This is a genomic window from Arthrobacter silvisoli (genome assembly GCF_003369445.1).
GTDB lineage: Bacteria > Actinomycetota > Actinomycetes > Actinomycetales > Micrococcaceae > Arthrobacter > Arthrobacter silvisoli.
The window spans coordinates 1-10,343 of record NZ_QRCU01000005.1 but is presented as its reverse complement, the minus strand read 5'-3'; the positions used below and the strand labels follow the sequence as shown (position 1 = coordinate 10,343).

The 10,343-nt window shown below is 63.2% G+C and carries 7 protein-coding genes and 1 pseudogene; 1 reads left to right on the top strand and 7 read right to left on the bottom strand.

The window, feature by feature from the left end; translation table 11 throughout:
• Nucleotides 1-1,876: 1,876 nt before the first annotated feature.
• From DWV11_RS20290 to DWV11_RS19975, 3 genes are all read right to left on the bottom strand, one after another.
• Nucleotides 1,877-2,200: a hypothetical protein gene (locus tag DWV11_RS20290; RefSeq protein WP_245953371.1), complete on the bottom strand. Its 324-nt coding sequence runs from the start codon at nt 2,198-2,200 to the stop codon at nt 1,877-1,879.
• 206 nt (nt 2,201-2,406) lie between these two features.
• Nucleotides 2,407-3,879, bottom strand: coding sequence for a S8 family serine peptidase (locus DWV11_RS00650; RefSeq protein WP_245953370.1), 1,473 nt, complete (start codon nt 3,877-3,879; stop codon nt 2,407-2,409).
• Nucleotides 3,880-4,633: 754 nt separating this feature from the next.
• Nucleotides 4,634-5,458: an EAL domain-containing protein gene (locus DWV11_RS19975; RefSeq protein ID WP_245953372.1), complete on the bottom strand. Its 825-nt coding sequence runs from the start codon at nt 5,456-5,458 to the stop codon at nt 4,634-4,636.
• 447 nt (nt 5,459-5,905) lie between these two features.
• Between DWV11_RS19975 and DWV11_RS00635 the strand changes: the two genes are divergently transcribed.
• Nucleotides 5,906-6,520 (top strand): TetR/AcrR family transcriptional regulator, encoded by a 615-nt coding sequence (locus DWV11_RS00635; RefSeq protein ID WP_115786900.1) that lies wholly within the window; start codon nt 5,906-5,908, stop codon nt 6,518-6,520.
• A 93-nt stretch (nt 6,521-6,613) separates the two neighbouring features.
• On the opposite strand, the gene DWV11_RS20285 is transcribed toward DWV11_RS00635, so the two are convergent.
• The 4 genes and pseudogenes from DWV11_RS20285 to DWV11_RS00615 form a co-directional block, all read right to left on the bottom strand.
• Nucleotides 6,614-8,029 carry a sensor domain-containing phosphodiesterase gene (locus DWV11_RS20285; protein WP_136017849.1) on the bottom strand — a complete coding sequence of 472 codons (1,416 nt, stop codon included), beginning with the start codon at nt 8,027-8,029 and terminating at the stop codon, nt 6,614-6,616.
• Between the two features lie 28 nt (nt 8,030-8,057).
• Nucleotides 8,058-8,348, bottom strand: a pseudogene (locus DWV11_RS00625) (IS630 family transposase); the annotation flags it as partial.
• Nucleotides 8,349-8,475: 127 nt separating this feature from the next.
• The gene (gene tal, locus DWV11_RS00620; protein WP_115786897.1) at nt 8,476-9,591 is read right to left on the bottom strand and encodes a transaldolase; all 1,116 of its coding nucleotides are present in this window, start codon (nt 9,589-9,591) and stop codon (nt 8,476-8,478) included.
• A gap of 20 nt (nt 9,592-9,611) precedes the next feature.
• Nucleotides 9,612-10,343: transketolase-like TK C-terminal-containing protein (locus tag DWV11_RS00615; RefSeq protein WP_281269587.1), on the bottom strand; the 732-nt coding region annotated here is incomplete at its 5' end.

The window sequence follows — 10,343 nt, the reverse complement described above, 5'->3', positions numbered from 1 at the left end:
GAAATCACCCTTGGCCTGGAACGCTTCGAAGCAGCCGTCGGCGCCGTCACCGGAGCCATCCCCGCCACCACAGGAGCCTGAGCAGGGCGTTCTATGCCGGTTTGGGGCGGTGGGCCCAGGGCCCTCCGGCGTCAAGTCCTTACCGAATGGGTGGCCCCCATATATGGACTCCACCAACCACCAAACCGAATATGGGCACACTCGCAAGTCCGACCAACAAAATCCAGGGATTTCCGTCGTCGAGCTTTACTCTCTTGGCTGTTGCGTAGACGATAATGCTCAGGCATGCCGCCAGAGACACCACCATCCCGAGGAGCGTGAAGTCCCTTGCAATCATGGCTTCGGCGCTTCTTTGGTGATGATTTGAGGCTAGACGACAGGCGCGACATCAGCTCGGCCGCCGCCTACGGTCGGTGGCCGTTGCCAAGGCGTAGTCGACGTGACCGACTCGACCCTTATAGGCGTCGCCACCTCAGGCAGCAAGCGGTGCGGGCCGCCTTGGTGATCTACGAGGATACGGGTTCCTGCTGCTACTTCGCCCCTGATTGCCTACGCTGGCGGTTCTATGGCCATCACTCCCAACAGCGGCAACATCAGCATTACGCGGGACAACGGCGCTGGTCCCATATTCGCCCTGTAACGAGAAAAAGCCTATGTCGCCCGACGATGTCGCCAGGAGAAACCTCTTCAAACGAAGTTGTGAAATCTGCGGCGCTGCTTGTGATGCACTGCTCTGGGCCCGGAATTGTCGAGATCCCATATAACTCACTAAAACTCCCGCGTGAGCCGGTACTCAAAGAATCGATGAAAATGCCCGCCTCGTTGCGCGCGAGCATCATGCCGACAACCAGCCGATGCTCCCGGTGGCGACGCAGAAGGGCGGTAGAGCCTTTGCTTGACTGGGCATCAACGGGTGGCAGACAACAAGAGGAATGCACCAGACAGATCCGCGATTCTCGTGTCTACTAATGCCACCTGACCAAACGCCGATAACCGCGATTGCGTCATTGGAAGGCGCGGGGCCTTGTGGCAGACGGATGTCGACAATGCGAGGATCGGGTCATGCCTTCTTCTGGGTCTCCGCTCATGAATGTTCGAAGGAGGTCACACCGCTATGACGCTCGCTGAACACCAGCCCTGGTCTTGCTCTGCACGTGAATGTCATGAGAATGTCGTGCGTCGGGGTGTCCGGCTGAGCCCGGAATCGTCATCGCAGTGGGATGGCGAGGGCATCACAACGCCCAAAAAGACCGTCCATCGTCGGATGGTTGGGGCTCTGCGTACTGACAAAAGAGGGTGTGCACGATGTGCACACCCTGGGCTTCGGATTCGGTTGTACCGGCATCGGACTGGGCCGGATCGGGGAGGTTTTCGAAAGAATGGCGGATTTGCGGGGGAGCGGCTGGTTCGAGTCCCATCTCGGGTACGTGTTTTCCCGGCTCAGGGGCCTGTTGGCTCCTGAGTGTGGACAGAATGTTCACGGATGGGCCCCTTCGGGGGCCTTTTTCGTTGGCGGGTGCCTCGCTTTCCTGGGCCATTGGGGTTCTGTGGTTTTATTCTTCATGTTCATGGTGGGGGTAAGGCGCGCCTACATGACTTCTGGGCTGATGGTGGTTGGAGTTCACGACTTGGGGACGAGGGCGACTGTGGCCGCCTGCTAGTGATGTTCTTGGGTGTTGGCCAGGTTTCGGCATCGTACCGGTAGAGGAGCCAATTGCCTTTGCATGGTTGGGTCGCGGACGCGACGGGAGTCTGGCTTTGGGATTCATGCGCTGGACGGGACCGTGCTGGCTGGTGAATCGTATCTGTTCTGCCCCGGTCATTTTCGGGGAGCGGTGGATTCGTACGGACATGGGCGTCAGTGGGTGCAGCCACTTCAGCACGATGTCCCAGGGAATCCTGTGGGATGACTGTGCAAGGCTGTTCGGCTCGACGTTGCGGCAGAAGCACCCGAAAAGCCCGGTAAGAAGAGCGGCCACCCGCTCCGGAGACGGCAATACAGCATGGGCGGGTAGGGTCCGATGGTCAGTTCCTTGGAACCTTTGAGTTGGTTGAACAACTCGATGGTGCCGTCCATGGTCCAGCCGCGGTCTTGGTTGATTTGCAGCCAGACCGGGAAGTCGATGTTCGGGGCGAGCGTGATGGGGCGGCGTTCCTCGTGCTGTTCGCCGTCGAGTTCGTTCATGACGATGTCGAACAAGGGACTGGGTAAACCGAGCCCGGGATCACCTAGTGGTCTCGGCAATCGCGCCAGGGGGTTCTGCCTTCGGCCCGCGCCATCGTGGCATGGGGGGAGGTTTCCGGCCCAACATCGTCCGGGAACTCTTGAAGGGCTTTGTCGGCTTGGCTTCGTCCCGTGGCCGCGTCAGTCTTTCCGTCGTCCTGGTCAATAACGGGTCCGTGATGTTATTGAAGGATGCGGACGGTGTTGGATTTGGCGCATTCGGGGCTGTTGCCGACCTTGTTGGTTTCGATGATGCTGAAGGAGTAGTAGCTGCCCGCGCGCAGCCCGGTGATCGTGGCGCTGCTGGCGGATGCGGGTATCTGGAGGCTGGCGATCCGGGTAGTGCCGGAGTAGACGGCGATCGTTTGACCGGTCAGGGCTGAGCCGCCGTCGCTGCCTTTGGTCCAGTTCACTTTTGCGGACCGGCTTCCGGCAGTTGCCTTGATGTTGGTTGCCGCGGAAGGCTTGGCGGCGACCGGTGCCGGGGCGGTGCCAGTTGCGGCGCCCACGTAGAGGAGCCGGTTGGGGGTCCCGGCGGCGGCGCCGGTAATGGGGCCGGTGGTGGCGGAAGTGTTTAGCGCGGAAGCTACCTGGGCGGGAGTCAGCGACGGCGTCTTGGCGAGCAGTACGGCCGCCGCGCCGGCCACATGGGGGGATGCCATGGAGGTTCCGGACATGGTGGCGGTGGCCGTGTTGGAGGTGTAGTAGTCCGAGTTGATGGCGACACCTGGGGCGTAGAGGTCCACGCAGGTTCCATAGTTCGAGAACGAGGCCTGCCGGTCCGAGGAGTCGCTGGCTGCCACCGTCAGGGCTGCCGTTACCCGTGCGGGGGAACTGGTGCATGCATCGGTCGCGGAGTTTCCGGCCGCAACAGTTGCGGTGACGCCGTCGTTGATGACGTTCTGCAAGGCTGCGTCAAGGGTGGAGCTGGTGCCCCCGCCTAGGCTCAGGTTGACCACGGCTGGGGTGCCCGCGGTGTGGTTCGCTGCCACCCAGTCCAGACCGGCGATCACATCCGAGATGTAGCCGCTGCCGTCACAGGCCAGGACTCGCACCGGAATCACGGTGGCGCCCTTGGCGACACCGTAGGTGCTGCCGGCGAGGGTTCCGGCCACGTGGGTGCCGTGCCCGTTGCAGTCGGAGCTGCCCCGTCCGTCGGCGATGGCGGAGTAACCGGCCGCGACGCGGCCGCCGAAGTCGGCGTGGGAGGCCAAGACCCCGGTGTCCACGACATAGGCGCTGACCCCGGCGCCGGCGGACGGGGGAGTGAAAGTGGTCGAGAGCGGGAGTGCGCGCTGGTCGGTACGGTCCAGGCCCCAAGGAGCGTTCGCCTGGGTGTCCGTGGCCCGCACCGGCAGGTCCGGTTCAACAGCCACGACGTCGTGGGAACCGGCCAGCATCTTGGCCTGTGCCGGGGTGGTGGTCACGACGGCGGCGCGTACCGCCGTCGTGAATGTGCGGCCCACAGTCTGTCCCGAATTGCGCAGCGATTTTGCGGCGGCGGCAACATCAGTTCCCGGGGCGTAGCGGACCAGGTAGGGGGCCGGCTGCTCGGACGCACCTGTCGCTGGGACTGCCGAGGCCGCCGGCGCCAGTGAGCCCAGCGAGATGGCCGCGAGGACGGTTGCGGCGAAACTGCGGGAGAAGGAGCGCACAATGTACCTTTCAATGGTCCGCTCCCGGGTGGAGCGGCAGAACGTGACGAATAAGCATTTCCGGCCTGACCGGCGCTGGTGGCGGGACCCCGAGCCGCGAATCCCGCTCATTTGACTCGCCCGTACCAAATTAACAGGTCAGGGGTGCTGTAGGGCCCGGATCAGGGAAATCCTGCACAAGTCCTGCGGCAATCCCCGCAATAGTTGCCTTCCGGCATCACGGGCTGCCGCGGGGCGAGGATCCGAGCCGGTGCCCACGAGCCCGGCACCCGTGCAATTCTGCGTGATGGAGTGCTTATTTGGCGCGGCAATGTCGAGAAGATCGACCCGGGGTGCCCTGGGATCGTTTGGATCAGGCGGTGTGGGCCCATGCTCTTGATTGCGATGTTCGTCCGATTCCCCGATGCCCCTGATTGAGGCAAGAAGGTGACACCGGCGTTGGACGCGAACAGCATCATGGTGGTCGCATGGCTTGTGACGGCTGCGACTCAGCTGGAGAGGCGCGCGGACCATTCCTCTATCTCTCCGGAGGTAAAACGGACTCCGGGAAGGGCTGTGCTGAGTCTGCTGCTTAACCTGGCTTCCACGGCAAACTGGGGTTGGCCGGCGCAGTCGGCTTTCGTAGCTTCCAGGACTGACTCTAGCTCTTCCAGCAGGTATGACAGGATGCGGTTGGCGTCCTGGTCCGAGTCTCGTTCTCCCGTGGGTGGGCCGTTCATCTAGTCATCCTAGGTCTGGAGGTTGCAGGGTGTTGTCACTGCTTGCCATTGGCGGCGGGTTTGTTCTCTGAGGGGTTCCATTGTTTCCAGTCGCTGGGGCGGGTGGTGGGCCGGCCCAGGAAATAGCCCTGTCCTGCGCTGATGCCCAGGCCGGTGACGGTTGCCAGTTCTTCGGCGGTTTCGATTCCCTGTGCGATGACTTCCGCGCCGCTTTGTTTAGCGAATCTGACCATGGCCTCGCCGAGGGAAGATCGTAGGACGTCAGCGTCGATTCCAGCGATGAGGCTCCGGTCAAGTCCGACGAAGTCGGGCTGGAGGCGTCTGATTTGCCGGATCGAGGTGAAGGACGACCCTGCGTGGTCAATTGCCAGCCGCACGCCGCGGCGGCGCAGCGGAGCCAGCACCGAAAGAAGCGGACCAACCTGCTCCTTCGTCGGGGGTTCAGTCAGTTCAAGGACCGTCCGGCCGGGCTCCACGGCGCTTTCTGTCAGCAGGACCGGAAGGAGCGGGTCCATGCACGTTTCCGGTGAGAGTTTGAACCGCACGTACAAGTGACCCGGTAATTCTTTTGCGGCCGCGAGGGCGGACTCCAACGCTGCGACTTCAAGATCTCCTGCAAGCCGGGCTTGTTTGGCATCGACGAACCATTCGCCTGGGCTGGTGTCGTCCGCACCCGGGAATCGTGTCAGCGCACCCGCGCCGACTACGTTTCCACTTGCAAAATCACGGATCGGCTGGAACGCGGTCACTATCTTCCTGCCCTCCAGGATCGCCTTTAGCCGTGGCCGGAGGTGTGCCTCCCAGGTCGGCGACCGGGAACCGGTCAACTGTTGTGCCGCGGGAGTCCCGGCCGGGGGCATGCTGTCGCGCATGCGGTCGCGGAACCTGGCTATGGCCCTGGTGGTGACTAAATGCTCCAGCACCGCAGCTTCGGGACATCCCGGATGGGCCTCGATGCACCTGCGCAATTGCTCCCTGGCTTCAGCCTGTTCCGGGTCTGATCCCGAAAGCACCGATTCGATGATCTCCAGGGCTTGCCGGCGTATCGGCGGTTCCCCATGGTCCAAGGACCCGCCGTTCGTTGGCCCGGTGCGGGGCGCGTTGTCTGTACTTGGCGGAACGGGCTGCGGCTTTTCAGACATGGGCTATTCCTTTGTTCCCGGTAACCGGCTGAGCCCGGAAACCGACTCCCGGCGACCGCGCGTCCTTCCCGGAACCCCTTGCCCGGAAATGCGCAATAGCCGTAGACAAAACTCTATAACGAGACCGACCGGTCTGTACCGGAAGGAGGGGTAGGATCTTTGATTATGGCGATTTCTTATCCCGTACCGGTGGCAGCGGCGGGGTCCAAGTCCGGGGCAGCTTCGCCTGACGCGGGTCAAAGAATCCTGGATGCCGCCTATGAGCTCTTCTCCCGCCGGGGAATCCGGGATGTCGGGATCAGTGAACTGATCGAGCGATCCGGTGTCGCGAAGGCCACCTTCTACCGGCACTACCGGTCTAAGGATGAACTCGCCTTGGCATTTCTTGCCCGCCGCGACCAGCTCTGGACGGTGGATCACATTCTCGCCGGAGCCCGCAGCCGGGGGTCAACCCCGACGCAGCAACTCTTGGCGATCTTTGACGTTTTCGGCGACTGGTTCAGTCGCGATGACTTCGAGGCCTGCTCCTTCATCAACGTGCTGCTGGAAATGGGCCCCGGCCACCCGCTGGGACAGGCAAGCATCGACTATCTTGCACGTATCCGGGAACATGTGCAGGCATTAGCGGAAGAAGCCGGACTGGCCCGGCCAGGAGAATTCGCACGTTCGTGGCACATCCTCATGAAGGGATCAATCATCTCAGCGGCCGAGGGCGACACCCACGCCGCGGCCCGGGCCCGGGAAATGGCCGCCTGGCTCATCGAACATCACCAACGCTAACAACCGGTCCTGGCGAGCCAGCGACCATGCGGCGCCAGGCAGTCCACACAGTGCCGCCGCCCTGCTTAGCGGCGTTCGTTGGTTTCGCCGGAATCATTTCACCGAATGCTTGTGCCAGCTTTCCCAGTCTGCCGGCAGAATCGTTGGCCGGCCGAGGAAGTAGCCTTGCCCGGCGTCCATGCCGAGCTGGGTGACAGCGCTCAGTTCGGCCTGGGTTTCAATGCCTTCTGCGACAAGCGTGGCGCCGATCTGTTTGGCGAATTCGACCATGGCCTGGCCCAAGGCCCGGTGGGTCTCGTCAGAGTCGATGCCGGCGATAAGGCTTCGGTCCAGTTTGATAATGTCCGGTCGAAGCCGCAGGATATGCCGCATCGACGCGAACCCGGACCCTGCGTCATCCACCGCTATCCGAAGGCCCCGCCGGCGCAAGGGAGCCAGTACCGCTGCCAGGGGGGCGTACTCTTCCACGGCAAGTCTTTCGGTCAGCTCAAGAACTATCCGGTCAATCGGCAGTGCTGCCTGCTCCAAGATCCCGGGCAGCCGCGGATCCAGGCAAGTCTCAGGAGACAGGTTCAGGGCCACATATAATTCCGCGGGTAACCTATCCGCGGCTTCAAGTGCCGATTCAAGGGCCGCGAATTCCAGTTCCCCGCCAAGCCCGACCGTATTGGCCTCGTTGAACCAATGCTCCGGGCCCCTTCCATCATCGCCGGGAAACCGCGCCAGCGACTCAACACCGATGATTTTTCCGCCCGCCAGCTCGTGGACTGGTTGGAAAGCAGTCAGGACCACGCGGCTCCGCAACGTTTCTTCGACCCGTTCCGTGATGCGCTGCCTGACGATCTCCCGGGCGCTCTGCGGCGGGAGCTGCCGGCTCGTACCCACGAAACCGGGACCGAGCCCGGACCCGGCGTGGGACTGCCGGCCAGCGGTTTCCATCCATACCGGGGCACCGTTGCGGTGCCGGCAGATGATCACAGCGCGGCTCCATCCCGGCCCGCTGTCATCCGTGGCCGCAGCGACGGACCCGCGCGCACGAGCAAGCTCATCCTGTTCGATAACGATCCGGTAGTGTTTGCCGATCAGTTCAGAAGGGTCGTAACCCAGCAAGGCGATACTGGCCCTGCTCGAAAACGTGAACTTCCCTTCATCATTTACCGCCCACAACCACTCCTGGCTCGCATGGGCCACGGCATCCACGAGCTCGGACACAGCGCGGGCGCGGGACCGCTCCGCGCGGTACCCACGAATTCCCTTAATGGCGGCAGCGACAGTCAATAAAATCAGGCCCCCAATGCACAACCCAAGGATGATCTCGGCTGCAGGGGACGACACCGGGACAGCTCCCGGGTCCAGCATCACAGCCAAGGCTACGGCGAGGGCAGCCTGGGCACAGATTACGGCAACCAGAAAACGGTGCCCGACAAGCAACAAGATCACTTTTCTTCGCCGAAGCACCAATTCAACACCCCCCGCCCCACAATAACCCCGTCGGGAAACAAGCTCCAAGATGCACGCACCGTGCCACCACGTGACACTAGTGGTCTGAGTTCGAAGTTGTTGGACGGTTGGCTTTTGCCAGGATCTTGTCGGCGGTTTTGGTCCAGATGAACCGATGTGCCCGGTCGGCGTTCCAGCCGTCGATGAAGGCGCGGATTTTCGTGCTGAGTTCTTTGACCGAACGGAAGGTGCCCGGGCGGATGGCCTGGCGTTCGATGATGCCGAAGAAGACTTCCACGAGGTTCATCCACGAGGCGGGCGTCAGGGTGAAATGAACCCGGATTCTGGGATTCGTCTCCAGCCAGGTGCGCACGTTGGCGTGTTTGTGCGCGGCAGGAGCGATGAGCCACCCGTGGCCCGCTGCTCACGTGCGCCAGATGGTGTGACGCCGTGAGGTAGCGCACACTGCCAGGCCTGATTTCGTCGGCGGGCGAGGGATGGTCCCTTGGTGTGGGTCAGGAAGCCTTCCGTGCGGATGCGAGGGCGCCTTCGACGTCTCCGAGGAGTTCCTTCCAGGAGGCCACGAACTTGTCCAGGCCTTCGGATTCCAGGAGGGCGACGACGTCGTTGTAGGAAACGCCGAGGCCTTCGAGGGCGTTCAGCACGGCGTTGGCTTCCTCATAGCTGCCCGCAATGGTGTCACCGGTGACTACGCCGTGATCGAACGTGGCGTCGAGGGTCTTCTCCGGCATGGTGTTCACCACACCGGCGGCTGCCAGCTCGGTGACGTAGAGGGTGTCCGGGTAGGCCGGATCCTTCACGCCGGTGGAAGCCCACAGCGGACGCTGCGGCAGGGCGCCGGCTTCGGCCAGCACAGCCCAGCGTTCGGTGGAGAACAGTTCTTCGTAGACCTGGAACGCCAGGCGGGCGTTCGCGACGCCGGCCTTGCCCTTCAGTGCCTTGGCTTCCTCGCTGCCGATCGCGTCCAGGCGCTTGTCGATTTCGGTGTCCACGCGGGAGACGAAGAACGAGGCGACGGAGTGGATCTTGGACAGGTCGTGGCCGTTTTCCTTAGCCAGCTCGAGGCCGGACTGGAAGGCGTTGATCACGGCGCGGTAGCGCTCGAGGGAGAAGATCAGGGTCACGTTGACGCTGATGCCTTCGCCCAGCACGGCGGTGATGGCAGCGAGGCCTTCCACGGTTGCCGGGATCTTGATGTGGACGTTGTCCTTGGCGACCTTCTTGTAGAGGTGCTTGGCCTCGGCGATGGTGCCTTCGGTGTCCCAGGCCAGGCGCGGGTCGACCTCGATGGAGACGCGGCCGTCCACGCCGTTGGTGGCAGCGGCAACCGGGGCGAACAGATCGCAGGCGTCGGCAACGTCGGTGGTGGTGATCTCGAAGATGGTCTCTTCCACCGAAGCGCCCTTGGCGGCTTCTTCGGCGATCTTCGCGTCGTAGTCGCTGCCGGAGGTGATGGCCGCGTGGAAGATCGACGGGTTGGTGGTGACGCCGACGACGTTCTTTTCCTCGATCAGCTTGGCGAGGCTGCCGCTGGCGAGGCGCTCACGCGACAGGTCGTCGAGCCAGATCGAAACGCCGACGTCGGAAAGCTGCTGGGTGGGAGTAGTCATTTTGTGTTTCTCCTTGGAAGTCAGGCCGAAAGGCCGGCGAGGGAGTCTTTGGCCGCCGCGGTGACGGCTTCGGCGGTGATGCCGAACTCGTTGAAGAGGCGCTTGTAGTCGGCGGAGGCGCCGTAGTGCTCGAGGCTGATGGAGCGGCCGGCATCGCCGACGAACTCGGACCAGCCCAGGGCCAGGCCGGCCTCGACGGAGACGCGGGCCTTTACGTAACCGGGAAGGACGGATTCGCGGTAGGCCTCGTCCTGCTTCTTGAACCATTCGACACACGGCATGGAAACCACGCGGGTGGCGATGCCTTCGGCCTGCAGGTTTTCGCGGGCCTGGACGGCCAGTTGGACCTCGGAACCGGTAGCGATCAAGATGACCTGCGCGTCAGCGGTTTCGCCGTCCTTGGAAGCTTCGGCCAGCACGTAGCCGCCCTTTGCCACACCGGCGGTGGACGCGAAAGTGTCACCCTCGGCTGCACCTTCGCCACGGGCGTAGGTGGGGATGTTCTGGCGGGTCAGCACGATGCCGGCCGGGTTTTCGTGGTTCTCCAGGATGGTCTTCCACGCGATGCCCACTTCGTTGGCGTCGGCCGGGCGGACGACATCCAGGCCCGGGATGGCGCGCAGGGTGGCGAGCTGTTCCACCGGCTGGTGGGTGGGGCCGTCTTCGCCGAGGCCGATGGAGTCGTGGGACCAGACGTAGATGGACGGGACACCCATGAGGGCCGAGAGGCGGATGGCCGGCTTCTGGTAATC